This is a genomic window from Denitraticella aggregata (assembly GCF_048158365.1).
Lineage (GTDB): Bacteria > Pseudomonadota > Gammaproteobacteria > Burkholderiales > Rhodocyclaceae > Azoarcus_F.
In genome coordinates, this window is record NZ_JBLLNL010000002.1 from 221,368 (window position 1) to 247,700 (window position 26,333).

A 26,333-nucleotide genomic window follows, 5' to 3' on the forward strand; every position below is an offset into this window, starting at 1 on the left:
TGTCATTGCGCCGGCGCGCTTTCGATAATGCGAACGGATTCGATGATCACCGGCTCGACCGGGGTGTTCTGGTAGCGGCCGACCGTGGTGGTGGGCAACTTGCCGATCTGCTGCACGACGTCGAAACCTTCGGTGACGCGGCCGAACACCGCATAGCCCCATCCGTCGCGCGACGGGTTGTCGAGCGCGCGGTTGGATACCAGATTGATGAAGAACTGGGCGGTGGCCGAGTGAGGGTCGTTGGTGCGTGCCATGGCAAGTGTGCCAGGCTCATTGCGAAGTCCGTTCCTGGCTTCGTTGCGAATCGGATCGCGGGTCTGCTTCTGTTTCATGCCGGGTTCGAATCCGCCGCCCTGAATCATGAAGCCGTCTATGACGCGGTGAAAGATCGTGCCATCGTAGAAACCGGTTCGCACATACTCGAGAAAGTTGGCGACAGATTCCGGCGCGTCCTTTTCGAACAGTTCGATCGTGATCAGGCCCTGGTTGGTCCGCATCTCGACCATCGGCTGGTCGGCTGCGACGGGTCCGGCGATAACGAGAAAGAGCATGGCCAGGAAGAAGCGCTTCATGTGAATCCCTTGTCTTGAAGTGTGTGAATCGGGCGAAGCGGATGGGTGGGCGCGTGACAGGCGCCGCGATCCGGTGTTTGGAGGCACTCCTTGAGACGTGTTTCCGACCCGACCCCGGCACTGCCGTGGAAGGCGCGTCGCACCGTGGCCGATGGAGTGGGTGAAGAGGGCGTCCCCTGTGCTATGATCCGCCGCCTTCGGAGACCCTGGTTCCGTGACAGGCGGCAATTCTATCAACAGACCCGAATCGGTACAATCGAACCGTCCGACGGCCTGCTCAAGCGGGCCCCCGATGAGGCGACACGCATCGGGTCGATCGCGCCGTTCTGCAATGCCCACTGGATGCTCTCATGCTGACGATCTACAACACCCTGACGCGCAAGAAGGAAGTATTCGAACCGATCGAACCGGGCAAAGTCGGGATGTATGTGTGTGGAATGACGGTGTATGACTATTGTCATCTCGGCCATGCGCGCGTGATGGTGGTGTTCGACATGGTCGTGCGCTGGCTGCGGGCGAGCGGTTTCCAGGTCAAGTATGTGCGCAACATCACGGATATCGACGACAAGATCATTCGGCGTGCCGGCGAGCGCGGCGAGTCGATCCGCGCCCTGACCGGTCGCTTCATCCAGGCCATGCATCAGGACGGCGACGCACTCGGTGTGCTGCGCCCCGACCATGAGCCACGTGCGACCGATTACGTAAGCAGCATGCAATCGCTGATCTCCCGACTGCATGACAAGGGGCTTGCCTACGTCGCCGACAGTCATGACGTGTGCTACGCGGTCAGGAAGTTCGAAGGCTATGGAAGACTCTCCGGAAAATCCATAGACGAGTTGCGCGCCGGTGAGCGGGTCGAGGTCTCCGGCGACAAGCGTGATCCGCTCGATTTCGTGTTGTGGAAACACGCGCGTCCTGAGGAACCGGACGAGGTCAAATGGACCTCGCCATGGGGTATCGGGCGCCCGGGCTGGCATATCGAATGCTCGGCCATGAGTGGCGACCTGCTTGGCGAGCGCTTCGACATCCACGGCGGCGGTCAGGATCTGCAGTTTCCGCATCACGAGAACGAGATCGCGCAGTCGGAGGGTGCTCATGGCCATCCCTTCGTCAACTACTGGATGCACAACGGTTTCGTGCGGGTCGATGACGAGAAGATGTCCAAATCGCTCGGAAACTTCTTCACGATTCGCGAAGTGCTGGACAGATATGATCCGGAGGTCGTGCGTTTCTTCATCCTGCGTGCCCATTACCGCAGCCCGCTCAATTACTCCGACAAGCATCTGGACGATGCCCGCAATGCGCTGACGCGACTGTATACCGCGCTGCGCAATGTCCCCAGCGAGGACGCGCGGGTCGACTGGAGCGAGGGCCATGCGCTGAGGTTTCGTCAGGCCATGGACGACGACTTCAATACGGCCGAGGCGGTCGCGACGCTGTTCGATCTGGCGAACGAGGTCAATCGGAGCGGCGCTTCGAAGCTGGCCAGCCAGTTGAAAGGGCTGGCCAGCCTGCTCGGATTGCTTTCGCGCGATCCGACCGCCTTCCTGCAGCGCGGTGAAACTGCCGGCATCGACATCGGGTCGATCGAATCGAGCATCGCTCGACGTGTGGCGGCAAAGAAGGCGCGTGATTACGCACAGGCGGACCGGATCCGCGCAGAATTGCTGGAGCAGGGGGTCGTGCTGGAAGACTCGCCAACTGGTACGGTATGGCGCCGTGCCTGAATCCGTGACCGTGGCGCCCGGACCGCTGCAGCAACTGCAGGACGGGGCGTTCGGTCCCGCTGCTTAGTGTCCTGACAGACGACGTGTGCGGTCGCACTCGGAAGAGCCTTCCGGCAGTGCCTTTCGGACGTCATTTTTTTCATACGAAACATTGTGTTAGTGCCGTCTCGGCGACGTGGTAACACTTGAACGCCGCGCGTACTTTGGTGTTAGACTTGGAAAAATTCTGTTTCCGGCATCAGGAATTGCTCCAGTTTGCCGAGCAGGGAATGGATGTTCAGGTACCCACTGCCGTCCGGCAGGGGCGACCCAAGAATTCTGGAGGACATGAATGGCACTGGTCATTCTTTCCGCCCAATCGATGACCCGATCGAGGATGCGCACCGTCAGTCTGAGGGCGTTTCTGGGTCTCGTTTTCGTCGGCATGTCGATCATGTTGGCTGGCGGCATCTGGTTGGGATACGGTTTCAGTCGTGGCGTTGCGCCTGTTTCTCAGGCGTATGCACTGTCACCCGACGCGCTCCCGCCAGCCGATGCGGTTGGTCTCGCCGGGTCCGATGCTTCGGGTACCGGAGTCAGGCTTCCGATCGAGAATCGATATCTGATCGAGCGATTCGGCGAACTGTCCGGACGCGTCATCCAGCTCGAGGCGGAAGCACTGGAGCTTGCGACGCGCCTCGGCGTGATCGAGGATTTCGAGGAGCGCATCAAACCCGACGATGCGGCGGACATCCCGCGTGGTCGCGAGGCGCGAACCCCGCCGGGATCCCCGGCAGGCGGCCCGCTACTGCGGCCGACCGAAGAAGGCGGGCTGGACGCAGTGCTGTTCGAGGATGCGGACGCCGATCCGGCGTTCGAACTCACCGAGGATCTGTCGCGGATCGAGCAGGATATGGGACGGCTTGCCGACGTGCTGTCCGAACTCGACCGTGTCGCCACATCGGTCAATCATGCCCACATGGCTTTCCCCGGCCGGCATCCGGTGCAGGGCGTGGGCATGAACTCCCGTTTCGGCAATCGAGTCGATCCGGTCAGCCGGCGCCGGGCGTTTCACAGCGGGGTCGATTTTGCCGCGCCTCGGGGTACGCCCATCCATGCGAGCGCGGGGGGCAAGGTCATTTTTTCGGGCAATCGTCGGCACTACGGGCTGACCGTGGAGATCGATCATGGGGCGGGCCTGGTGACGCGCTACGCGCACGCATCCAAACTGCTTGTCAAGAAAGGGCAGGCGGTCATGCCGGGCGACCGGATCGCGCTGGTGGGGTCGACCGGACGATCGACCGGCCCGCATCTGCATTTCGAGATTCTCCAGGACGGCCATTTCGTCGATCCTTCGATCTATCTCGCCCGTTTCTAGGGTTCCGATTCGATGTTTTCGGGCAGTGGCAGTGGCCGTGACCTGACCGGCAGGGAGTTGGTGCTGGCGTCGAGACGCGGTCCATGGGCTTTCGTCTTACCGGTTTCGGCGGTCATCGTCGTGCTGGCCCTGGCGGCTCTTGGCGTGATCTACGCACAGGAGCGCCTCACCGCAGATCCGCGCTTCGACGCGCTGATGTCCGAGAAGCTGGCGCTGGAAGAGAAGGCCGACAGCCTGTCCGAGAAGTTCGAGCGGGCGATGCTGGATCTCGAGATTGGCGCAGTGACCCAATCGGAACTCGAGCGGCAGATCGTCGTGCTCAATGAACAGCTCAAGCAACTCAAGGAGGAACTCGAGTTCCTGAAGAGCGCGGGTGAGTCCGGTTGAGCGACGCGAAACATTATCGACGGCATGAGGAGTATCGATGTTCGGCAGGAAACAGAAGAATGCGATCGAGGTGACCAAACTATCGAGTCTGATTGCCGACAATCTTCACATCGTCGGCGACGTCCTCTTTTCGGGCGGCCTCAGGGTAGACGGCAAGATCGAGGGCAGTGTGATCGGCAAACGCGGAGAGAAGAGCCTGGTCGTGCTGAGCGAAAAGGGTTGCATCGTCGGCCGGGTCCGCGCCTATGATGCAGTCATCAACGGGACCGTGTCCGGTGATCTCGAGGTCGAGCATTTTCTCGAGTTGCAGCCCGGGGCGAAGGTTTCCGGCAATATCTCCTACCGGCAATTGCAGATGGAATGCGGCGCGACCGTCGAGGGTAATCTGCTCCGGGTCGAAGACAAGGGGGCAGGCAAGGCCGTGGGTCCGGCCGAGAAGGCTTCAGGCGCTGCGCCCGAGCGCGCAGTCCAGAGACCCGCGGCTGCACGGGTGCCGCCCTCCACTCAGGGCGTGCCGGTTTCCCCGGCAACGCCTTCCGCTGCCCCGACTGAGGCAGCACGAGCCGCGCCTGCTACGGTCGTCCCCGAGGCGGTCAAGACTGCAGCACGCTGACACCCGGCCGCTCGCGGTCGTCACGAAGGCGCGAACCGCGAAACCGGTGAATGTTCCCGTCAGTCGGTTGCGATGCGCCGGAACAGCGCGACGCCGCCCTCGCTGAACAAGACCTCCACCCCCTCGGATGGCAGGCGGTCGATGCGGGTGATCGCGAGTTCTCCGACCTCCGGCTGGCGGCTCGGCGTCACCGCTTCGCGATAGACGCTGAAGCTTGGCACGTTGAAGCGCACCCTGACCACCGGTTCGCCGAGTTCCTTGGCCAGCAGACCAGCCTGTTTGACCGAGCCCTGCAGCACGGCGCCGAACCAGGGTGTGACCACCAGGCTCAGCACCAGCACCTGAACAGTGGCTGCGACGGTCAGCTTTCGGCAGATATCGGTTTTCCAGCGTGACGCGATCAACAGCCAGAGCACGAGCGCTGCGAGGGTGACCGCGAAATAGCTCCATCCGGCGTGCGACAGGGACTGCGCGAGTTGCGCCCGGTAGTAGGCGTTGCCTGCGTCCGTGGCGGCGACGAGCACGAACACGAGCGGCAGCAACGGCAGCAGCGCGAGCAACGCGGTCGGCGCGATCAGGTGTCCGATCCGGTCGGTGAAGGTCTTGTGGTGGGCCGCGATCAGCAGGAACAGTGGGGTCGACCCATAAAGGACATAGTGCGGGAGTTTCGTGCCCGACAGCGAGAAGAACACGATGACGAACCCGGCCCACAGCCACAGAAAACGGTGCAGCTCGGTCGCGTAGTCGCTGCGGATTCGCCGCAACATCGCGATCAGCGGTCCGGTCCAGGGCAGCAGCAGCGCTGGCACCGCCAGCGCATAGTAGAAGATGCTGCCGGCGTGCCCCTGCAATGTGCCGGAAAAGCGTTCCACGTTGTGCTTGATGAAGAAGCCGTCGATGAATTCCTGACCGTGCACGAACAGCGCGACCGCATACCAGGGCACCACCAGCACGATCAGGATGATCCAGCCCTTCGGGTCGAATACCGATGCGAGCCAGCGACGCCATTCACCCTTCGTCGCGCAATACAGTAAGGTCACCATGCCCGGCACCAGCAGCGCGATCGGCCCCTTGGTCAGAACCCCCAGGCCGATCCACACGTAACTGCGCAGCAGTGGCGCGCGCTGGCCGGTCTCGAGGTGGCGCCACGCGTCGAACAGCGCCAGCGCGAGCAGCAGATTGAGCAGTCCGTCGGCAGTCGCAGCGCGACCGATCACATAGGGTCCGAGCGCGGTTGCGGAGACGGCCAGGGCGACCAGCGCCGCCTCCGGGCCGAGACGCTCGCGTGCGAAGTGCCAGGTCGCATAGCTCCACAGGGCGGCCGCGACCGCCGAGGGCAGGCGGAACGCCCATTCGTTCACGCCGAAGATCAGATAGCCGATCGCCTGAAACCAATACACGAGAATCGGTTTGTCGAAGCGTGGCTCGCCGTTCAGATACGTGGTCCGGAAGTCGCCGCGTTCGAACATCTCGCGCGTCGCCTCGGAAAAGGCGCCTTCATCGATGTCGAACAGCGGAGCGGCCCCGAGTCGCAGAAAGAACGACACGAGCGGCAGCGAAAAGATCAGCAGCGTCAACGCGGCGGTCTGCTGGCGGGTAGAGAGCGATGGCATCATGGGGATGGAAGTGTATTTTCGCTGCGATGCCAGGCCTCGTCCGTTTCGAGACTCGGCTGCGGCTGGGCAAGATAGGCACGCGACGTACCCGACTCGTAGTAGATGCGGGTCAGCAGTTCGGCCAGTACCCCTGACGTGACCATCTGAACGCCGGCAATCAGCAGGAAGAAGCCGCCGAACAGCATCGGTCGGGTGCCGATCGACTCGCCGAGAAAGATTTTGAGTCCTAACATGTAGGCCAGGATCAGCATGCCGAGGGTGCCCAGCACGATGCCGATTCCACCAAAGAAGTGGCCCGGCCGGGTGCGGTAGCGCATGAAGAAATAGACGAAGACCAGGTCGAGCACCACGCGGAAGGTGCGCGAGATACCGTACTTGGATTCGCCGAAGACCCTCGGGTGGTGCGTGACCACCTCCTGCGCGATTCGCTTGGGTGTGGTGACCGTGGCGAGCCAGGCCGGGATGAAGCGGTGCATCTCGCCATACAGGCGAACGTTCCTGATCGCGCTGGCGCGAAAGACCTTGAGACTGCAGCCGTAGTCCTTCAGATGAACGCCGGTCATGCGTGCAATGAGCCGGTTCGCGATGCGTGAAGGAATCCGGCGCAGCCACAGGCCGTCCTGACGGTCCTTGCGCCAGCCCGCGACCAGATCCAGGTCTTCCACCAGCAGGCGCTTGACCATGCGCGGGATGTCGATCGGATCGTTCTGCAGGTCTCCGTCCATCGTGACCACAACGTTGCCGCGCGCGGCGTCCAGTCCGGCCTGCATTGCGGCAGTCTGCTTGAAGTTGCGCAACAGCTCGACGATTCGCACATGCGGGCCGAACTGCGCGGCACAGCGGGCGAGTTCCATCGGCGTGCCATCCGAACTGCCGTCGTCGACCAGTACCACTTCCCATGGCCAGGGGTAGGGGCCGAGAGCGAGGTGGATACGTTCCAGCAGCGGCTCGACGTTTTCGGCCTCGTTGTACATCGGCACGACCACCGACAGGCGGTGTTCCGGCAAACCGTCGGGAATCTGGGGCTCGGTAGCGGGCAGGGGGCGTTTGATCATCGGGGTCGGTCGTGTGTGAATGCGGTGTTGGGATTCTAGTGCCTGATGCCGGGTTCATCGACTGGAATCAGCCATGCGATCGCGCCGGCGCTGACGGCGGACGCAATCACGACCAGGTGAAGCACGAGTGCAGCCTTCAATCCCTGTTCGAGCCCGACCCCGTGGGGCAACAGCGCTGCCGCGGCGCCCGCCTCGTAGGTGCCGAAGCCCGCGACCCCCTGAACCGGCAGAATGGCCGCCAGTTCGGCACCGAGCGTGCCGGCCATGCCGACCGGAAGGGCCACGTTCAGAAGCTCAGCCAGCAACCACGCCTGAACCGCAAGCTTGACCGTCCAGTTGGCGAGCGTCCATAGCCAGCCGAAGCGCGCATGGCGGGTGGACTCGGCAAAAGCCTGTCTCAGCCTTGCAAGGCGGCCGGCGTTCGCAGAACCGGTCGCTACAAGTGCAGGGCCGTTTGCCCAACGCGGAAGATACCACGCCAGGCATATCAGCCCGGTGACGCCGACCATGCGCAGCACGGGCGGCAACCCCGGCCATACCAGCGTTGCGATCACTGCCACCACGAACACGTCCTGCAGGCGAAACCAGAACAGCGATGCGAGCGCGCGTCCCAGCGGTGTGCCGAAGGTCTGGCGCAGCAACAACGGAAAGGCCGCCTCCCCTCCCCTGAACGGCACGACATTCACCATCGCGTTGTGGATCAGCACGATGCGCAGGCAGTGACCAAAGCGACCGCCGGCATTCACGCGGAACTCGTCGTAGACCCGCATCGCGCGCAGCAGATAGCTCACGAACAGACCACCGAGCGCGATCACGATCATCGACGGCGTGAGACGGCGCAGCATATCGATCAGGTCCCGCCCGCGACCGTCGCTGACGAGCCATGCCAGCAAGGCGAGGCTGAACGCGATCGCGAGCAGCTTCTTCATGTCAGTGCGGGCGCCCGTTGCTGCGAATGAACGCGGCGACGGCGCCCGCGACACCGAGGCTCGCAAGGGCATATTGCATCCAGCGACCTTCGGGATAACCGAGATTCTCGAAGAACAGCCACAGCGCCGACGCACCGAGCAGCGCCGACATGATGCGCACCCCGTTCGGCGCTTCCCAGAATCGCCATCTTGCGGACCACCACACGCCCAGTGCGCCGCACAGCCAGCCTCCGGCTGCACCGACCAGGATGTCGAGCGGCCAGTGCGCGCCTACCGCGACCCGGGAAAACGCGGTGACGGTGGCCACGGCCAGCGCAAGCCAGGCCAGCCGGCGACGACCGGCGTGCAGGCTGCACAGCGCGATCACGGCCGCCAGCGCGAAGGCCGTGACCGAATGACCGGATGGAAAAGCATTGGCCTTCAGCGCGGTACCGATGATGGTGATCTGCTCGGGATCGAGCACGGCGGCCGGTCTCGCCTCCGAGAACAGGCGTTTGAAGCCATGCGTGAACAGCGTCCCGGCCGGCGCCGCCAGCAGCGCGGCGGCGGCCCAGCGCGGTTGCCAGACGAGTGTGGCGGTCACGACCGCGAACGCGCCGCCCGTCGAACCGAGATTCGTCACCCCCGCCCATACTGCAGCCGGCAGGACTTGTGCGGCCCCATTCCATGCGACGAACCAGTCGGTGTTCCAATCATTCAGACGCGCGATCGCCGCCAGCAACCCGGTGAGGGCCGGGAGCGCCCAGACCCACCGGTGGGGTGCGCGAGCAGAGGCGGGCGACGGGCCGGAGCGCATCATGATGAGAAGGCGGGCGAAAAGCGTGGATTCTATCAGTCAATCGCTCGCGGCAAGGGTGCGAACCCGGAGACGGGCGGCCACAGCGGCGAACCCGGGGCCACGGCTCGGGTATAATTCCGACGCTCCGGCGACTCCACGCCAGCCGCTCTCCCACTCTCCTTCCGAATCGATCGACATGACCGAAATCCTCACGCTGCGCGGTGGCGCGGCGATCTCCTCCTCGCGTCTTTCCCGTCTGCAGGAACGCTTGCGCGACGTCGTTCCCAAGCTCCACAGCCTGACGGCCGAGCACTGGTTCTTCGTCGAACTGACGGATGAACTCGAGTCGGCCGAACTGGCGCGACTGACCGATCTGCTCGGCGTGTCGCCGGTTTCCGGAAACCCGACCGACGGCACCCACCTGGTGATCGTTCCTCGGCTGGGGACGATCTCTCCGTGGTCCTCGAAGGCGACCGACATCGCGCACCAGTGTGGATTCGACAAGGTCGTGCGCATCGAGCGCGGACTTGCCTATGCGCTGCAGCACAGGGGCACGCTGGACGATCGCCACTTTTCGGCGCTGCTGCCGATGCTGCACGACAGAATGACCGAATCGGTGCTGCACAGCGTCGAGGCCGCCGAGGCCTTGTTCCATCATTACGAACCCCAGGCCCTGACCGCCATCGATGTGTTGACCGACGGACGCGGCGCGCTGGAATCGGCCAACATCGAGCTCGGTCTGGCGTTGTCGGAAGACGAGATCGACTACCTGCTCGACAATTTCCTGAGGATCGAACGCAATCCGACCGATGTCGAACTGATGATGTTCGCGCAGGCCAATTCCGAGCATTGTCGTCACAAGATCTTCAATGCCGACTGGGTCATCGACGCGAAGCCGATGGGCAGGACGCTGTTCGGCATGATTCGCGAGACCCACGCGGCGCATCCGGAGGGCACCGTGGTGGCCTACTCGGACAATGCGTCGGTCATCGAGGGCACGGTGGCCGACCGTCTCTATCCGGATCAGGACGGCCAGTGGCGGCATCACGTCGAATTGACGCACATCCTGGCCAAGGTCGAGACGCACAATCATCCGACCGCGATCTCCCCGTTTCCGGGCGCAGCGACCGGTTCCGGAGGTGAGATCCGGGACGAAGGGGCGACCGGCAGGGGCTCGCGCCCCAAGGCGGGCCTGACCGGATTCTCGGTATCCGATCTTCGAATTCCGGATTTCATTCAGCCCTGGGAGCGACCCTATGGTCGCCCGGACCGCATCGCCTCCGCGCTGGACATCATGATCGAAGGCCCGCTCGGCGGAGCCGCGTTCAACAACGAGTTCGGCCGGCCGAATCTGGCCGGTTACTTCCGCACCTTCGAGCAGGAAGTCATGGGTGAGGTGCGCGGCTATCACAAACCCATCATGATCGCCGGCGGCATCGGTAGCATTCAGGGCGCGCAGGCGCTCAAGATCGAGTTCGAACCGGGAACGCTGTTGATCCAGCTTGGCGGACCGGGCATGTTGATCGGCCTGGGCGGGGGCGCGGCGTCCAGCATGACGACCGGCAGCAATACCGCGGATCTCGATTTCGCGTCGGTGCAGCGGGGTAATCCGGAGATCCAGCGTCGCTGCCAGGAGGTGATCGATCGCTGCTGGCAGCAGGGCGAGGCCAATCCTATTCTGTCGATACACGACGTCGGTGCGGGCGGTCTGTCGAACGCGATGCCCGAACTCGCCGATTCGGCCAGTCTGGGTGCGCGGCTGGAACTGCGGGAGGTGCATATCGAGGAGCCGGGCATGAGCCCGCGTGAGATCTGGAGCAACGAATCACAGGAACGCTATGTGCTCGCCATCGCGCCGGAGCGCCTGAACGACTTCAGCGCGATCTGCGAGCGCGAACGCTGCCCGTTCGCAGTGCTGGGTGAGGCGACGGCCGATGGGCATCTGACCCTGACCGATCGCCACTTCGGCAACAAGCCGGTCGACATGCAGATGCAGGTTCTGCTCGGCAAGCCGCCTAAGATGACCCGCAACGTGTCGCGGCGCGCGGTGCATCTGCCGCCTTTCGACGTCACCGATCTCGACCTGCGCGAAACCTGCCTGAAGGTGTTGCGGCTGCCCGCGGTCGCGAGCAAGAGTTTTCTGATCACGATCGGCGATCGCTCGGTCGGCGGCCTGACCGCACGCGACCAGATGATCGGTCCGTGGCAGGTTCCGGTCGCGGATGTCGCGGTCACGTCCACGAGTTTCATCGGTCACGCGGGCGAAGCCTTCGCGATGGGTGAACGCACGCCGGTCGCGTGCGTGGATGCCGCGGCCTCGGGGCGCATGGCGGTCGGTGAGGCGATCACCAACATCGCCGCGGCCGACATCGCCGACATTGGCAGGGTCAAGCTGTCGGCCAACTGGATGGCCGCGGCCGGCCATCGCGGCGAGGACGCAAAGCTGTTCGATACGGTCGCCGCGGTGTCCGCGTTCTGCCAGTCCGCCGGGCTCGCGATTCCGGTCGGCAAGGATTCGCTGTCGATGAAGACCGGGTGGACCGAAAACGGCCAGGACAAGGCGGTCATCGCGCCATTGTCGCTGGTGATCACCGCGTTCGCGCCGGTTGCCGACGTCCGTCGCACCCTGACGCCGCAATTGCAGCTCGATGGCGAGCATGAGACCGAGCTGGTGCTGATCGACCTGGGAAGCGGCCGGAACCGGCTCGGAGGATCGGCCCTGACCCAGGTGCACGAGTCGGTCGGCGAACATGCGCCGGACGTGGACCCGGCTCAACTGGTCGCGTTCTTCGATCTGATCCGCCGCTTCCGCGACGAGGGCCTGCTGCTCGCGTATCACGATCGCAGCGACGGCGGCCTGTTCGCGACGCTTTGCGAGATGGCCTTCGCATCGCGCTGCGGGCTGTCGGTGATGCTCGACACGGTCTGCTATGACCCGTACATGAATGACGTGGATGGTCTGGACAAGAAGCCGGACACGATCAAGGGCCGTCTGAACGACCGGCTGTTCGCGGGGCTGTTCGCCGAGGAACTCGGTGCCGTGGTCCAGATCCGTCGTGAGGATCGGGCCCGCATCACCGGGCCGTTGCGCGACGCAGGCCTCAGCTACCATTTCGTCGGCGAGCCCAACGACAAGGACGAACTGCGTTTCTGGCGCAACGCCAGGCTGGTGTTCGGCGCCGGTCGCGTGGAGCTGCTGCAGGCCTGGTCCGAGACCAGTCATCGCATCGCGAGTTTGCGCGACGACGCCGAGAGCACCCGCGAGGCCTTCGACGCGCTCACCGATGCGACCGATCCGGGGCTGAGCGTGTCGCTGCGCTTCGATCCGGACGAGGATGTCGCCGCGCCGATGATTGCGAGCGGCGCGCGCCCGCGGATCGCGGTGCTACGCGAGCAGGGGGTGAACTCGCAGAACGAAATGGCCGCCGCCTTCGAGCGCGCCGGGTTCGCGCCTTATGATGTGCACATGTCGGATCTGCAGGCCGGTCGTTTCGACCTGGCCACGTTCCAGGGGCTGGCCGCATGCGGTGGCTTTTCGTACGGTGACGTGCTCGGGGCGGGGCAGGGCTGGGCCAAGTCCATCCTGTTCAACCCCGGGTTGCGCGAGGCCTTCGAGGCCTTCTTCGCGCGGCAGGACACCTTCGCACTGGGCGTGTGCAATGGCTGCCAGATGATGGCGCACCTGGCCGACATCATCCCGGGTGCCGCGCACTGGCCGGTGTTCGAGCGCAATCGCAGCGAACAGTTCGAAGCCCGTTTCGTGATGACCGAAGTGCTGGACAGCCCGTCCATCCTGCTGGCCGGCATGGCCGGCAGTCGCATGCCTATCGTCGTGAGCCACGGCGAGGGCAGGGCGGTGTTCCGTCGGGACGCGGATCGTGAGGCTGCGCATGCGGCGCTGCGTTACATCGACAACCACGGCCAGGTGGCGCAGCGTTATCCGGCCAACCCCAACGGATCGCCGGACGGACTGACCGGATTCACGACGCCGGACGGGCGCTTCACGATCATGATGCCGCACCCGGAGCGCTGCTTCCGGACGGTGCAGATGAGCTGGCATCCTGCCGACATGGCTGAGGATTCGCCGTGGATGCGCATGTTCCGTAATGCGCGGCGCTGGGTGGGTTGACAGGTTTCGGGACAATGGCCCGCCGCGGATTGAGCAGAATCAAGGCGGCGCGCGTGCTCCGGTCGGATCCTTCGCTGAAGCTTCAGCATGGGTTCAGCATGTCGAACCCGCGCGACCGGTCCTGCCAATCAAGCGCGCCAAATAGTTTGGACAAGGAGAACATAATGAAAAAAGCATTACTCGCATCCGCCCTCACCCTCGCACTCGTCATGCCGGCCTTCGCACAGGTCACCGTGTCGGATCCCTGGGTCCGCGGTACCGTCGCGCCGCAACGCGCCACCGGTGCATTCATGCAACTCACTGCGGAAAAGGACGCGCGTCTGGTCGGGGCCGGGTCACCGGCGGCCGGCGTGGTCGAGATCCACGAGATGGCGATGGAGAATGACGTGATGAGGATGCGCAGGATCGACCGACTGGATCTGCCCGCTGGCCAGACGGTGGAATTGAAGCCGGGCGGCCATCATGTGATGCTGATGGATCTGAAACAGGACATGAGCGCAGACATGACGGTGCCGCTGACGCTGATCTTCGAGGATGCGGCCGGTGCCCGCTTCGAACAGACCATCGAGGCGCCGGTCGTGCCGCTGGGGACCGCTCAGCAGGGCATGGGCGCAGGCCAGCCGATGCACCAGATGCACGAGATGCATCGCGGCCACGGTCAGTGACTTGAACGATGCCCGACCCCGTCCGCCGGGGTCGGGGCGTCAAACCTCACATGCCCTGGTAGATCGGCCCTTCGCCGCCCTGCGGCACGACCCAGTTGATGTTCTGGGTGGGATCCTTGATGTCGCAAGTCTTGCAGTGCACGCAGTTCTGGGCGTTGATCTGCAGCCGCGGCGCGCCGCCTTCGCCGTCGCGCACGATCTCGTAGACGCCGGCCGGACAGTAGCGCTGCTCCGGCGAGTCGTACTGGTCGAGGTTGATCCTGATCGCGACCGACGGATCCTTCAGCTGCAGGTGGCAGGGCTGCTCTTCCTCGTGGTTGGTGTTCGACAGGAACACCGAACTGAGGCGGTCGAAGCTGATCACGCCGTCGGGCTTCGGATAGTCGATCGGCTGGCATTCACTGGCTGGCTTCAGCGCGACATGGTCGGCGGTGTTGTGCAACGTCCATGGCGCCTTGCCGCGGAACAGCATCTGATCCATGCCGAACAGCAGCGATCCCATCCACAGACCCTTCTTCATCAGCGGCTTGAAGTTGCGCGCCTTGTACAACTCGTCGAACAACCAGCTCTGGCGAAAGGCCTGCGGATAGGCTTCCAGTTCGTCCCGGGCGCGCTCGGCCGAAAGCGCGTCGAACGCGGCTTCTGCCGCGAGCATGCCGGATTTCATCGCGGCGTGGATGCCCTTGATCCGCGAAGCGTTCAGGTAACCGGCGTCGTCACCGATCAGTGCGCCGCCCGGGAACGTCGTCTTCGGCAGTGACTGCAGGCCGCCGGCCGACAGCGCCCGCGCGCCGTAGGACAGACGCTTGGCACCGTCGAGGAAGTGGCGAATGTCGGGGTGCGTCTTGTAGCGCTGGAACTCCTCGAACGGCGACAGATAGGGGTTGGCGTAGTTGAGCCCCACGACGAAACCGATCGCGACCAGATTGTCCTCCAGGTGATACATGAAGGAGCCGCCATAGGTGTGCGTATCCAGCGGCCAGCCGGCGGTATGCACGACCAGTCCGGGCACGTGATGTTCGGGTTTGATTTCCCAAAGCTCCTTGATGCCGATGCCGTAGGTCTGGGGGTCGACGCCATCGCGCAGCTTGAAGCGCTCTTCGAGCTGCTTGCCGAGGTGACCCCGGCAGCCCTCGGCGAACAGCGTGTATTTCGCGTGCAGTTCCATGCCCGGCTGGTGATTGGGACCGGGTTCGCCCTCGCGGGTCAGCCCCATGTCGCCGGTGGCGATGCCCTTCACCGCGCCCTCGTCGTCGTACAGGATCTCGGCCGCTGCGAATCCCGGGTACACCTCGATGCCGGCCGCTTCGGCCTGCTCGCCGAGCCATTTGGCCAGGTGCCCCAGCCGCACGATGTAGTTGCCGTGGTTCTGGAAGCAGGCCGGCAGCAAAGCGATCGGAACGCCACGACTGCCCTTTTCCGACAGGAACATGAACCGGTCTTCGGTGACCTCGGTGTTGACCGGTGCGCCCCTTTCCTTCCAGTCGGGAAACAGTTCGGCGAGCGCGCGCGGATCAAGGACTGCTCCGGAAAGCGAATGCGCACCGATCTCGGCGCCTTTCTCGATCAGGCAGATCGACAACTCCTGTTCCTTCTCGTCGGCCATTTGCTTCAGCCGGATCGCGGCAGCCAGCCCCGCCGGGCCTCCACCGACTACCAGCACGTCGAATTCCATCGATTCGCGTTCCATCGTGTTCTCCTCGTTTCTGCCCGCCATGCGCACACCTTGGCCGGGGCCGGCATTGTTTGCCATTAGTTTAGCGCGCTTGAGCCCGCAGGGTCCGGGCCGACGCTACCATCGTCCGGCCGCACCCGGTTCGTGCCGCCAGTCGGGGCGCTCCCGGTCGTAGCGGGCAGGGCGTCCCGATGCGTCGGTCAACGATACGGCCTGTAACATACGGCAGCGTATGTTACATTATCGCCCCATCGATGAACACATAAGGATCGTCAATGAGCGTCGAACGCAAGCTCGTCCATTCCACCAGGATTCAGGTACGCTGGGGAGACATGGATGCATACGGGCATCTGAACAACACGCTTTATTTTCGATATTTCGAGCAGGCTCGCGTCGAATGGATAGAGGATCTGGGTTTTCCGGTGAGACCGGACGCCGAAACGGGGGCAGTCATCATCCATGCGGATTGCACGTTCAGGGTACCGGTGAATTATCCGGCCACGGTGGAAGTGCGGGTCTATGCTGGAAAACCGGGGCGGACCAGCGTGATGAACTGGTATGAACTGCATGTCGACGGCGACGACCGCCTTTTCGCGGAAGGTTCTGCGAAAATCGTATGGATGCATGTGCAAAGTGGCAAGTCGGCGCCGCTTCCCGACGTGATTCGGCGACTGTTCTGACCGGCACCGTGCGCACTGCGAACGAGACCAACGATAGCCTCGCGCATCCCCACTCGAAACCCGTGGGCAAGCGAGGAACATGAAATGGAGGAGACGACTATGACCACCCTGACTGCGGGCGAAACCAGTGATGCCCGACCCCTGTGGACGCCTTCGGCCGAGCGGGTTTCGTCGGCCAACATCACCGAGTTCGCGCGCCGGATCGAGACGCGCCACGCGATCACGCTCCCGGACTACGCGGCCCTGCACGCGTGGTCGGTTGATCAGCCCGAGGCTTTCTGGCGTGCCGTGTGGGAAGACGGCGGCGTGCTCGGTGAGGCCGGCGACTCCGTCCTGGTCGATGGCGATCGAATGCCGGGCGCGCGCTGGTTTCCGCAGGCGCGGCTGAACTTCGCGCAGAATCTCCTGCGCAGTCGTGACGACTCCGATGCGCTGGTCTTCTGGGGGGAGGACAAGGTCAAGAACCGGCTGAGCCACGGCGAACTGTATCGCGAGGTGGCTCGCTTCGCGGCGGCGTTGCGCGAGATGGGCATTTCCCCGGGTGATCGTGTCGCTGCATGGATGCCGAACATGCCAGAGACGATCGTCGCGATGCTGGCTGCGGCGAGCATCGGCGCAATCTTCACATCGGCGTCGCCGGACTTCGGGGTGCAGGGTGTGCTCGATCGCTTCGGCCAGACCGAACCGAAGCTGTTGATCGCGGCCGATGGCTACTGGTACAACGGCAAGGTGGTCGATTGCATGGCCAAGATCGGTGAAGCGGTCGCGCAGTTGCCGTCGCTGAAGCGGGTCGTTGTCGTTCCCTATGTGCACAAGTCGCACGACCTTTCCGGTATTACGCATGCGCGCATGCTTGCCGATTTCGTCGCCCCGCATCACGACCGAACCGAGATCGCGTTCGAGCCCCTGCCGTTCGATCACCCGCTCTACATCATGTATTCGTCCGGCACCACCGGCGTGCCGAAGTGCATCGTGCATTGTGCGGGCGGCGCATTGCTGCAGCACCTGAAGGAGCACCGCCTGCACAGCGACGTGAAACCCGGGGACCGGGTGTTCTACTTCACGACCTGCGGCTGGATGATGTGGAACTGGCTGGTGTCCGGCCTCGCGACCGGGGCGACGCTGCTGCTGTACGACGGTTCCCCGTTCATCGGCAAGGGCACCATCCTGTTCGATTACGCCGACGCCGAGCGCATGACCCATTTCGGCACGTCGGCGAAGTTCATCGACGCGATCGCGAAGATCGATCTGAAGCCGCGTCAGAGCCACCGGCTCGACGCGTTGAGGGCGATGATGAGCACCGGCAGTCCGTTGGTGCCGGAGGGCTTCGACTACGTGTATCGCGAGATCAAGTCCGACCTGTGCCTGGCCTCGATCTCGGGTGGAACCGACATCATCTCGTGCTTCGTGCTCGGCAATCCGGCGCTGCCGGTGTGGCGTGGCGAGATCCAGTGCAAGGGGCTCGGCATGGCGGTCGACGTCTTCGACGATGAGGGCCAACCGGTTCGGCGCGAGAAGGGCGAACTGGTGTGCACACGGCCATTCCCGGTCATGCCGATCGGTTTCTGGAACGATGCCGACGGGTCGAAATACCACGCCGCGTATTTCGGGCGTTTCGACAACATCTGGTGCCATGGCGATTTCTGCGAAGTCACCGAGCATGACGGGCTGGTCATCTACGGACGGTCGGACGCGACACTGAATCCGGGCGGTGTGCGCATCGGTACCGCCGAGATCTACCGACAGGTCGAAAAGCTCGATGAGGTGGTCGAATCCATCGTGGTCGGCCAGGACTGGCAAGGTGATGTGCGTGTGGTACTGTTTGTCAGATTGCGCGATGGCCTCACGCTGGACGACGAACTCACCGCGCGCATCAAGAGGACCATTCGCGACAACACCACGCCGCGCCATGTCCCGGCGAAGATCCTGCAGGTGTATGACATTCCCCGGACCCGCAGCGGCAAGATGGTCGAGCTCGCGGTGCGCAACGTCATGCATGATCGGCCGGTCAAGAACATCGAAGCGCTGGCCAACCCGGAGGCGCTCGAGCATTTTCGCGCGCGAGCCGAACTCGAAAAATGATGGAGGACAGGGAATGCTGATGAATCGGGAGAAGTCAGCGCTGCTGGTGATCGACGTGCAGGCCAGGCTGGCGCCGGCCATTCACGATGGCGACAAGGTGATCGAGAACTGCATCTGGCTGGGCGGCGTCGCCGAGCGGGTCGGCGTGCCGATCGTCGTGACCGAGCACTGGCCGCAGAAGATCGGCGGAACGGTCGAGGCAGTCAGAGCCGCCACCGCGAAAGCCGAATACGTGGCCAAGGAATGCTTTTCGGCCGAGGCCGACGGTTGCCTCAAGGTCACGGCGGTGGAGTCGCGTCGGCAGGTCGTCGTGTGCGGGACCGAGGCCCACGTGTGCGTGCAACAGACCGCGCTGGGTCTGCGCTGGGCGGGCAAGGAGGTGTTCGTCGTGGCCGACGCCTGCGGGTCCCGCGACCCGGCCAACCGTGACCTCGCCTACGCACGCATGCGCAGCCATGGCATCGAGATCGTGTCACGCGAGATGGTCGCGTTCGAATGGCTGCAGCGGGGCGGTACCGACATGTTCAGCGAGGTCATGCGCAATTTCATCCGCTGACACAAGGATGAGCCGCATCGCATTGCTGTCCGGCAGTTTGCTGGCCGCGCTTGGCGTCGCCTTGGGCGCTTTCGGCGCACATGGGCTGCGCGGCATGCTCGGACCGATCGAGTTGGCCTGGTGGCATACGGCGGTGCAGTATCAGATGTGGCATGCGGTGGGGCTGGTCGCGCTCGGCGCCTGCCCCCTGCGAAGAGTCGGTCCGGCGATTCTGGCATTGGGCGCCGGTACCGTGCTGTTCTCCGGAACGCTTTACCTGCTCGCACTCACCGGCATGCGTTGGCTTGGAATGCTCACGCCGATCGGGGGCGCGCTCATGATCCTGGGCTGGTCCATCTTGGCATGGCGAGCATGGCGTGACTGAAAATGCGCGCGGCACGGTCGTGCTGGTTCATGGGCTGTGCATGCATGGAATCGTATTCGCACTGCACCGTCGGCGTATGCAGCGGCTGGGTTACCGCGTGCTGACCTTCTCGTATCCATCGATGCGTGGTCGGCTGGACGACATCGCGGACTCGCTGATGTGCCGACTGGCCGGGATGCCCGATGGCTCGGTGAATCTGGTCGGGCACAGCCTCGGGGGAGTGATCATCCTGGCGATGCTCGCGCGACACGATTGCCCGGACCGAATTCGTCGCGTGCTGTTGCTGGGATCGCCATGCATGGGCAGTCGCAGCGCCGAGGGCGTGGCTCGCCGGCCGGGCCTGTCGTGGATACTGGGGCGGGCATTGCCCGACTGGCTCGCCCGATCGCGCTGTCCGGCCCTCCCGTACCAGATCGGAGTGATATCGGGCGATCGTGCGATCGGCATGGGGCATCTGCTGTTCGGGCTCGATACGCCGAACGACGGGATCGTGAGTGTCGATGAAACCTGCTGGCCGGGGGCGTGCGACCGGATCACGTTGCACGTGACCCACATGCAGATGCTGGTGTCCGCCGAATGCACCCGGCAGATCGATACCTTTCTGCGCACCGGCCACTTCGATCGGTCCGCTCAGGGCGATTCCCCGGGCAGCAGCGAAAGCTGCACCGGATCAGCCACCGGATCGGGGTAACCGCCGTCATTCTGCGGGCTCAGCGAACCGACCCGGACACCAAGCAGGCGCAGCCTGCGATCGAGCGTCAACCGGCGCAGGCACTGACTGGCAGCGCGGCGAATGGTGGCGGCATCGGCGGTCGGTGCCCCGAGGCTCAGATCGCGTGTGACGGTCCGGAAATCCTGGAAGCGCACCTTGATGCCGATCGTGCGCCCGACGTAGCCCTTGCGCGTCAGGTCCGCGGCGACCCGCACGCACAAGTCGGTAAAGATGCCGTTCAGCCGGTCGCGGTCGTGACATGGATGCAGGTCGTGTTCGAACGTGGTTTCGCGGCTGACCGATTTCGGTTCGGATCGGGTCACGATCGGTCGGTCATCGATCCCGTGGGCGGCCCGGTGCAGCCAGGTCGCGAAGCTCTGGCCGAAGTGCGCTTGAAGCAGACCGAGGTCGGCCCGAACGAGCTCTGCGATCGTCCCGATGCCGAGCGCTGCGAGCCTGCTCGCCGCCTTTGGACCGATGCCGTTGATCCGCCTGACTTCGAGCGGCCAGATGCGGGCCGGGACATCCGCGCGGCTCAGGATCGTCAGCCCGTCGGGTTTGTCCAGTTCGGAACAGATCTTGGACAGCAACTTGTTCGGCGATACGCCGATCGAGCAGCTCAGTCCCGTGGCGTCCCGCACCACTTGCTTGATCGATTGCGCGATCATCGCGGTGTCCCCGTCGATGTCGGTGATGTCGATGTAGATCTCATCGATGCCCCGGTCCTCGATCGCGGGTGCAAGCGTGGCGACAGCGGCCTTGAACAGATTCGAATAGTGGCGGTAAGCCTCGAAATCGGCCGGCAGCAGGATCGCGTCCGGTGCGAGCCGGGCCGCCTTCATCAGGCCCATGCCCGAGTGGATGCCATGGGCGCGCGCTTCGTAGGTCGCGGTCGTGACAACGCCCCGCCCGGCATAATCCCCGAGCCGCGGCGGATTCTGCGTGACGGTTCCGTTCGGCCGCTGGGGAGCGGTGATGCGACGCCCGCCGATGACGACTGCCCGTCCCCGCAGTTCGGGGCGTCGCAGCAGTTCTACCGATGCGTAGAACGCGTCCATGTCGAGGTGGGCAATGCGGCGTGGGGCGACGCTCATGATGTGCGAAGATAACCGAAGGCGGCGCCCGTTGTCCTGTCACCTGCTGCACCCGGTCCGGTCCACATGCATGACGCGACTGCCTGGTATGACCGGTTGGGGGGCACGGCAGGATCTTCCGCAGCGAGGCGCCGCGCATGCCAGGATGAAGCGGAGGACAACGTGAAATCGGTTCTGGGATTCATTGGAGTCGGTCTGGCGGCCTATGCATCGATCGCCGCGCTGATGTTCCTGACCCAGTCGCGCCAGCTGTATTTTCCGGTCGGCCCGCTCGCGACGACGCCTGCCGCGCACGGCATGGCCTACGACGACGTGTTCTTCGTGACCGACGACGGGGTGCGTCTGCATGGCTGGTTCGTGCCGGCGCCCGAGGAGCGGGGCGTGGTGCTGTTCCTGCATGGCAATGCGGGCAACATCTCGCATCGAATCGACTCGATCCGGATCTTCCGCGAACTCGGGCTGTCTGTCTTCATTATCGACTATCGCGGCTACGGTCAGAGCGAAGGGCGGCCCACCGAGGCCGGCACCTACGAGGATGCCCTCGCCGCGTGGCGCCATCTTCGCGACGAGCGCGCCATCCCGGCCGATGGGATCCTGATCTTCGGTCGCTCCCTCGGCAGCGCGGTGGCCGCATGGCTGGCCTCGCGCGAACCGGCCGCGGCGGTGATCCTGGAGTCGGCCTTCACCAGTGCCCCGGATCTCGCGGCGGAATTGCTGCCCTGGCTACCGGTGCGTCAGTTGATCCGTTTCGATTACGACACCCGGGGCGCGGTTCAGTCGGTCACGACACCCCTGCTGGTGGTGCATAGCCGTGAAGACGAGATCGTGCCGTTTCGGCTCGGTCGAGCGGTCTTCGAAGCGGCCAACCCGCCCAAGCACTTTCTCGGGATCCGCGGTGGGCACAACGACGGCTTTCTGCGCAGTCGCCAGGAGTACGTCGATGGGCTCGATCGATTCATCAGCGAGGTCCTGGCCGGGGCGTGGCCCTGAGAGACGCCCCGCCTTCCGAATCGGGAGCCTCTTCGGTTATCATCGCACTTTCCCGCAACAGCTCCTTCCATGACCAAATACGTCTTCGTTACCGGCGGTGTCGTGTCCTCTCTGGGCAAAGGCATTGCGGCGGCCTCGCTCGGGGCCATTCTGGAATCCCGCGGCATCCGCGTGACTCATCTGAAGCTCGATCCGTACATCAACGTCGATCCAGGCACGATGAGTCCGTTCCAGCACGGCGAGGTGTTCGTCACCGAAGACGGTGCCGAGACCGATCTGGACCTCGGCCACTACGAACGCTTCACCAGTGCCAAGATGGGTCGGCGCAACAACTTCACCACCGGCCAGATCTACGAGTCGGTGATCAAGAAGGAGCGCAGGGGCGAATATCTCGGCAAGACCGTTCAGGTCATTCCGCACATCACCGACGAAATCAAGCAGTACATCAAGCGCGGCGCCGAGGGCGCCGATGTCGCGATCGTCGAGGTCGGCGGCACCGTGGGTGACATCGAATCGTTGCCCTTCCTGGAGGCCATTCGTCAGATGGGTTTCGAGGAGGGGCGCAATCGCACCTGCTTCATGCATCTGACGCTGCTGCCCTACATACCGACCGCCGGCGAACTCAAGACGAAACCGACGCAGCATTCGGTCAAGGAACTGCGTGAGATCGGCATCCAGCCGGACATCCTGCTGTGCCGCGCGGACCGTTCGATCCCGGTGGACGAACGGCGCAAGATCGCGCTGTTCTGCAACGTGGTGCCCGAAGCGGTCATCGAGTGCCTGGATGCCCCGTCGATCTACATGATCCCGGGCATGCTGCATGATCAGATGCTGGACGAGATCGTCTGTCACAAACTCGAGATACTGGCCAAAGCGGCCGATCTGAGCGTGTGGCGGAAGCTGATCCACGCGCTCGAGCATCCCAGGCACACCGTGGATGTCGCGTTCGTCGGCAAGTACGTGGACCTGACCGAGTCGTACAAGTCGCTGATCGAGGCGATCAATCACGCAGGCATGCACACCGAAAGCAAGGTCACGATCCATTACATCGACTCCGAGGACATCGAGCGCGACGGATGCGCGGTGCTGGAGAATATGGATGCGATTCTGGTGCCGGGCGGATTCGGAAAGCGCGGGACCGAAGGCAAGATCGCCGCGATCCGCCATGCGCGCGAGCACCGCGTGCCTTATCTCGGAATCTGCCTCGGCATGCAGCTCGCCGTGGTCGAGTTTGCACGGAACGTGGCCGGCATGGTCGGAGCGCATTCCACCGAATTCGACATGGCCTCCCCGTATCCAGTGATCGGATTGATCACCGAATGGCAGGATCGCAACGGCAGGATCGAGAAACGTTCCGCCGAATCGGATCTGGGCGGCACGATGCGCCTTGGCGGCCAGACCTGTCACCTGACCGAGGGCTCGCTCGCCCGTGAGGTCTATGGATCGGCCGAGATCGTCGAACGTCATCGCCATCGCTACGAAGTGAACAATATCTTGCTGCCGCAACTCGAGGAGAAGGGCTTGAGGGTGTCCGGGCGGGCGGAGGGCTCCGGCCTGTGCGAGATGATCGAGCTGCCGGACCACCCATGGTTTGTCGGCTGTCAGTTCCATCCCGAGTTCACGTCCAATCCGCGCAAGGGTCATCCGCTGTTCACCGCGTTCGTCAGGGTGTCGCTGGCGCGCAAGCTTTCGGACTGACGGCTTCGGGAGGCCTGTTATGAAACTCTGCAATTTCGAGGTCGGGCTGGACAAGCCCTTCTTCCTGATTTCCGGTCCCTGCGTCATCGAATCGCGCGAGATGGCGATCGACACCGCGACGCGGCTGCGGGACATCTGCGTCGAGCTCGACATCCCGTTCATCTACAAGTCTTCATATGACAAGGCCAACCGCAGCTCCGGCCAGTCCTATCGGGGCCTCGGCATGGAGCAGGGGCTGGAGATTCTGGCCGAGGTACGCGAGCGCGTCGGTGTGCCGGTTCTGACCGACGTGCATGCGATCGAGGAAGTCGCCCGCGTCGCTGCGGTGGTCGATGTGCTGCAGACGCCTGCTTTCCTGTGCCGCCAGACCGACTTCATCCATGCGGTGGCGGCCTCGGGCAAGCCGGTCAATATCAAGAAGGGCCAGTTCCTCGCGCCCGGCGACATGAAGCAGGTCGTGGCCAAGGCCCGTGAGGCGGCCGGCGGAGCCGACTCGATCATGGTGTGCGAGCGCGGCGTCTCATTCGGTTACAACAATCTGGTCTCCGATATGCGAAGTCTTGCAATCATGCGTGAGACGGGCTGTCCGGTGGTCTTCGACGCGACCCATTCGGTGCAGTTGCCCGGAGGGCAGGGCACGTCCTCGGGCGGACAACGGGAGTTCGTGCCAGTGCTGGCACGGGCGGCCGTGGCGGTCGGCGTCGCCGGGTTGTTCATGGAATCCCATCCGGATCCGTCGAAAGCCTTGTCGGACGGGCCCAACGCTTGGCCGCTGGACCGCATGAAGGCCTTGCTGGGCGTGTTGCGTGATATCGACCGGCTGGTGAAGCAGCAGGGTTTTCTCGAGCAGGCCTGATCGCCGCGCACGATGCGCGGGCGGGTGCCGGGTAGTTTCGGATATCGTGGGTCGAAGATCTTTGTTGATTCTTTTCAAGTACAAACAGGAATAGTCATGAGTGCAATCGTTGATGTCATTGCCCGCGAGATTCTGGATTCGCGCGGAAATCCCACGGTCGAGGCGGACGTGCTGCTCGAATCCGGTGTGATGGGGCGGGCTGCGGTACCGTCCGGCGCGTCGACCGGATCGCGTGAGGCGATCGAGCTGCGCGACGGGGACGCGGCGCGCTATCTCGGCAAGGGCGTGCTACGCGCAGTCGAGAACGTCAACACCGAGATCTCGGAGGCGATCATCGGCCTCGATGCCGAGGAGCAGACCTTCATCGACCGTACGCTGATCGAACTCGACGGCACCGAGAACAAGTCCCGCCTCGGAGCGAATGCGATGCTGGCGGTGTCGATGGCGGTCGCGAAGGCCGCGGCGGAGGAAGCAGGGTTGCCGCTGTATCGCTATTTCGGGGGGTCCGGCCCGATGACGATGCCGGTGCCGATGATGAACGTGATCAACGGTGGCGCGCATGCGAACAACAGCCTGGACATCCAGGAATGCATGATCATGCCGGTGTCGATGACGAGCTTCCGCGAGGCGCTCCGCTGCGGCACCGAGATCTTTCATCACCTGAAGAAGCTGACCGACAAGCGTGGTTTCCCGACCACGGTCGGTGACGAAGGGGGCTTCGCGCCCAACGTCAGCGGTACCGAAGAGGCGCTCAATCTGATCCAGGAAGCCATCAGCGCCGCCGGTTATGAACCTGGAACGGACGTGGTGCTCGCGCTCGACTGCGCCGCGTCGGAGTTCTACAAGGATGGACAGTACGTACTCGCGGGCGAGGGCCTGACGCTTTCTTCGGAGGGCTTCGCGGACTATCTCGCCACGCTGACCGACCGTTTCCCGATCATCTCGATCGAGGACGGCATGGCCGAGAACGACTGGGCGGGCTGGAAGGCACTGACCGACAAGCTCGGCCGGAAGATCCAGCTGGTCGGCGACGACCTTTTCGTCACGAATACCGAAATCCTGGCGCACGGCATCGACCAGGGCGTCGCGAACTCGATTCTGATCAAGATCAATCAGATCGGAACCCTGTCCGAGACTTTCGCGGCGGTCGAGATGGCCAAGCGTGCAGGCTACACGTCGGTGATCTCCCACCGTTCGGGCGAGACCGAGGACTCCACGATCGCCGACATCGCGGTCGGCCTGAACGCGATGCAGATCAAGACCGGATCGCTGTCCCGTTCCGACCGGATCTCCAAGTACAACCAGTTGCTGCGGATCGAGGAAGACCTGGGTGATACCGTCAGCTATCCGGGCAAGCGCGCGTTTTACAATCTGCGGGTGCGCTGACCGGGGCATGTCGCCGAAGGCCGGGCGCGTTTGCGGCCGGTGCCTTCCTCACGTTGATCGACCCGCCGGCGGTGTCGTGTTGCCGGCCCTGCGGTCGGGCTTGGGTGGATACACCGAATGCGCTGGCCGTTAATCATTCTCGTCGTTCTGGTCCTGGCGCTTCAGTATCCCTTGTGGATGGGCAAGGGCGGCTGGTTGCGCGTCTGGGACGTGGACGCCCAGCTCGATGCGCAGCGCGACGTGAATCGCAGGCTGGAGCAGCGCAATGCGGCTCTCGAGGCCGAAGTGCGCGATCTGAAGTCCGGCAACGAAGCCATCGAGGAACGCGCACGCTTCGATCTGGGGCTGACCAAGCCGGACGAAATCTTCGTGCAGGTGCCGGAGCGCGACTGAGCCCGGCCCCGGTGCTGCT

23 protein-coding genes are annotated in these 26,333 nt (G+C 63.9%); 16 read left to right on the forward strand and 7 right to left on the reverse strand.

Going from position 1 to position 26,333, the window contains the following annotated elements; all coding sequences use genetic code 11:
- Positions 1 to 2: 2 nt before the first annotated feature.
- Positions 3 to 572: a peptidylprolyl isomerase gene (locus ACKVEX_RS04395; RefSeq protein WP_473214474.1), complete on the reverse strand. Its 570-nt coding sequence runs from the start codon at positions 570 to 572 to the stop codon at positions 3 to 5.
- A gap of 350 nt (positions 573 to 922) precedes the next feature.
- Here ACKVEX_RS04395 and cysS point away from each other — a divergent pair, with 350 nt between their 5' ends.
- The 4 genes from cysS to ACKVEX_RS04415 all read left to right on the forward strand — a co-directional run bounded on the left by cysS (position 923) and on the right by ACKVEX_RS04415 (position 4,656).
- Positions 923 to 2,299 (forward strand): cysteine--tRNA ligase, encoded by a 1,377-nt coding sequence (cysS, locus tag ACKVEX_RS04400; RefSeq protein WP_473214475.1) that lies wholly within the window; start codon positions 923 to 925, stop codon positions 2,297 to 2,299.
- A gap of 331 nt (positions 2,300 to 2,630) precedes the next feature.
- On the forward strand, positions 2,631 to 3,656 hold the full coding sequence (locus tag ACKVEX_RS04405) for a M23 family metallopeptidase (protein ID WP_473214476.1): 1,026 nt from the start codon (positions 2,631 to 2,633) through the stop codon (positions 3,654 to 3,656).
- A 12-nt stretch (positions 3,657 to 3,668) separates the two neighbouring features.
- Positions 3,669 to 4,043 carry a hypothetical protein gene (locus ACKVEX_RS04410; protein ID WP_473214477.1) on the forward strand — a complete coding sequence of 125 codons (375 nt, stop codon included), beginning with the start codon at positions 3,669 to 3,671 and terminating at the stop codon, positions 4,041 to 4,043.
- 37 nt (positions 4,044 to 4,080) lie between these two features.
- Positions 4,081 to 4,656 (forward strand): bactofilin family protein, encoded by a 576-nt coding sequence (locus tag ACKVEX_RS04415; RefSeq protein ID WP_473214478.1) that lies wholly within the window; start codon positions 4,081 to 4,083, stop codon positions 4,654 to 4,656.
- A 59-nt stretch (positions 4,657 to 4,715) separates the two neighbouring features.
- Here the strand turns inward: ACKVEX_RS04415 and ACKVEX_RS04420 are convergent, their stop codons facing one another.
- Genes ACKVEX_RS04420 through ACKVEX_RS04435 form a run of 4 tightly spaced genes read right to left on the reverse strand, consistent with a single transcriptional unit; the run spans position 4,716 to position 9,055 of the window.
- Positions 4,716 to 6,272: an ArnT family glycosyltransferase gene (locus ACKVEX_RS04420; RefSeq protein WP_473214479.1), complete on the reverse strand. Its 1,557-nt coding sequence runs from the start codon at positions 6,270 to 6,272 to the stop codon at positions 4,716 to 4,718.
- Positions 6,269 to 7,327 carry a glycosyltransferase family 2 protein gene (locus ACKVEX_RS04425; protein WP_473214480.1) on the reverse strand — a complete coding sequence of 353 codons (1,059 nt, stop codon included), beginning with the start codon at positions 7,325 to 7,327 and terminating at the stop codon, positions 6,269 to 6,271. The genes ACKVEX_RS04420 and ACKVEX_RS04425 overlap by 4 nt, the downstream gene beginning before the upstream one ends.
- A 35-nt stretch (positions 7,328 to 7,362) precedes the next feature.
- Positions 7,363 to 8,256, reverse strand: coding sequence for a lysylphosphatidylglycerol synthase transmembrane domain-containing protein (locus tag ACKVEX_RS04430; protein ID WP_473214481.1), 894 nt, complete (start codon positions 8,254 to 8,256; stop codon positions 7,363 to 7,365).
- Position 8,257: 1 nt separating this feature from the next.
- Positions 8,258 to 9,055, reverse strand: coding sequence for a phosphatase PAP2 family protein (locus ACKVEX_RS04435; RefSeq protein ID WP_473214482.1), 798 nt, complete (start codon positions 9,053 to 9,055; stop codon positions 8,258 to 8,260).
- Between the two features lie 175 nt (positions 9,056 to 9,230).
- On the opposite strand from ACKVEX_RS04435, the gene purL reads away from it, so the two are divergent.
- Both purL and ACKVEX_RS04445 read left to right on the forward strand, forming a co-directional pair.
- Positions 9,231 to 13,163 carry a phosphoribosylformylglycinamidine synthase gene (purL, locus tag ACKVEX_RS04440; RefSeq protein WP_473214483.1) on the forward strand — a complete coding sequence of 1,311 codons (3,933 nt, stop codon included), beginning with the start codon at positions 9,231 to 9,233 and terminating at the stop codon, positions 13,161 to 13,163.
- Between the two features lie 164 nt (positions 13,164 to 13,327).
- Complete coding sequence (locus ACKVEX_RS04445; RefSeq protein ID WP_473214484.1) at positions 13,328 to 13,828, forward strand: copper chaperone PCu(A)C; 501 nt, start codon at positions 13,328 to 13,330, stop codon at positions 13,826 to 13,828.
- A 46-nt stretch (positions 13,829 to 13,874) separates the two neighbouring features.
- On the opposite strand, the gene ACKVEX_RS04450 is transcribed toward ACKVEX_RS04445, so the two are convergent.
- Positions 13,875 to 15,518 (reverse strand): electron transfer flavoprotein-ubiquinone oxidoreductase, encoded by a 1,644-nt coding sequence (locus tag ACKVEX_RS04450; protein ID WP_473214485.1) that lies wholly within the window; start codon positions 15,516 to 15,518, stop codon positions 13,875 to 13,877.
- Positions 15,519 to 15,778: 260 nt separating this feature from the next.
- Here ACKVEX_RS04450 and ACKVEX_RS04455 point away from each other — a divergent pair, with 260 nt between their 5' ends.
- From ACKVEX_RS04455 to ACKVEX_RS04475, 5 genes are all read left to right on the forward strand, one after another.
- The gene (locus ACKVEX_RS04455; protein ID WP_473214486.1) at positions 15,779 to 16,183 is read left to right on the forward strand and encodes an acyl-CoA thioesterase; all 405 of its coding nucleotides are present in this window, start codon (positions 15,779 to 15,781) and stop codon (positions 16,181 to 16,183) included.
- Positions 16,184 to 16,282: 99 nt separating this feature from the next.
- Positions 16,283 to 18,265, forward strand: coding sequence for an acetoacetate--CoA ligase (locus ACKVEX_RS04460; RefSeq protein WP_473214487.1), 1,983 nt, complete (start codon positions 16,283 to 16,285; stop codon positions 18,263 to 18,265).
- A gap of 13 nt (positions 18,266 to 18,278) precedes the next feature.
- The gene (locus ACKVEX_RS04465; protein ID WP_473214488.1) at positions 18,279 to 18,821 is read left to right on the forward strand and encodes a hydrolase; all 543 of its coding nucleotides are present in this window, start codon (positions 18,279 to 18,281) and stop codon (positions 18,819 to 18,821) included.
- A gap of 7 nt (positions 18,822 to 18,828) precedes the next feature.
- The gene (locus tag ACKVEX_RS04470) at positions 18,829 to 19,185 is read left to right on the forward strand and encodes a DUF423 domain-containing protein (protein ID WP_473214489.1); all 357 of its coding nucleotides are present in this window, start codon (positions 18,829 to 18,831) and stop codon (positions 19,183 to 19,185) included.
- The gene (locus ACKVEX_RS04475) at positions 19,178 to 19,876 is read left to right on the forward strand and encodes an esterase/lipase family protein (RefSeq protein WP_473214490.1); all 699 of its coding nucleotides are present in this window, start codon (positions 19,178 to 19,180) and stop codon (positions 19,874 to 19,876) included. Before ACKVEX_RS04470 ends, ACKVEX_RS04475 begins: the two co-directional genes overlap by 8 nt.
- On the opposite strand, the gene dinB is transcribed toward ACKVEX_RS04475, so the two are convergent.
- A complete protein-coding gene (gene dinB / locus ACKVEX_RS04480) occupies positions 19,816 to 20,991 on the reverse strand; it encodes a DNA polymerase IV (protein WP_473214491.1) in 1,176 nt (391 codons plus the stop codon). The two genes, ACKVEX_RS04475 and dinB, sit on opposite strands and share 61 nt — an antisense overlap.
- A gap of 162 nt (positions 20,992 to 21,153) precedes the next feature.
- Here dinB and ACKVEX_RS04485 point away from each other — a divergent pair, with 162 nt between their 5' ends.
- The 5 genes from ACKVEX_RS04485 to ftsB all read left to right on the forward strand — a co-directional run bounded on the left by ACKVEX_RS04485 (position 21,154) and on the right by ftsB (position 26,314).
- Positions 21,154 to 21,981 (forward strand): alpha/beta hydrolase, encoded by an 828-nt coding sequence (locus tag ACKVEX_RS04485; protein ID WP_473214492.1) that lies wholly within the window; start codon positions 21,154 to 21,156, stop codon positions 21,979 to 21,981.
- 69 nt (positions 21,982 to 22,050) lie between these two features.
- The gene (locus tag ACKVEX_RS04490; protein WP_473214493.1) at positions 22,051 to 23,679 is read left to right on the forward strand and encodes a CTP synthase; all 1,629 of its coding nucleotides are present in this window, start codon (positions 22,051 to 22,053) and stop codon (positions 23,677 to 23,679) included.
- Between the two features lie 19 nt (positions 23,680 to 23,698).
- The gene (kdsA, locus tag ACKVEX_RS04495; RefSeq protein ID WP_473214494.1) at positions 23,699 to 24,535 is read left to right on the forward strand and encodes a 3-deoxy-8-phosphooctulonate synthase; all 837 of its coding nucleotides are present in this window, start codon (positions 23,699 to 23,701) and stop codon (positions 24,533 to 24,535) included.
- A 96-nt stretch (positions 24,536 to 24,631) separates the two neighbouring features.
- Positions 24,632 to 25,921: a phosphopyruvate hydratase gene (eno, locus tag ACKVEX_RS04500; RefSeq protein ID WP_473214495.1), complete on the forward strand. Its 1,290-nt coding sequence runs from the start codon at positions 24,632 to 24,634 to the stop codon at positions 25,919 to 25,921.
- A gap of 117 nt (positions 25,922 to 26,038) precedes the next feature.
- On the forward strand, positions 26,039 to 26,314 hold the full coding sequence (gene ftsB, locus ACKVEX_RS04505) for a cell division protein FtsB (protein WP_473214496.1): 276 nt from the start codon (positions 26,039 to 26,041) through the stop codon (positions 26,312 to 26,314).
- The last annotated feature ends 19 nt before the right edge of the window (positions 26,315 to 26,333 follow it).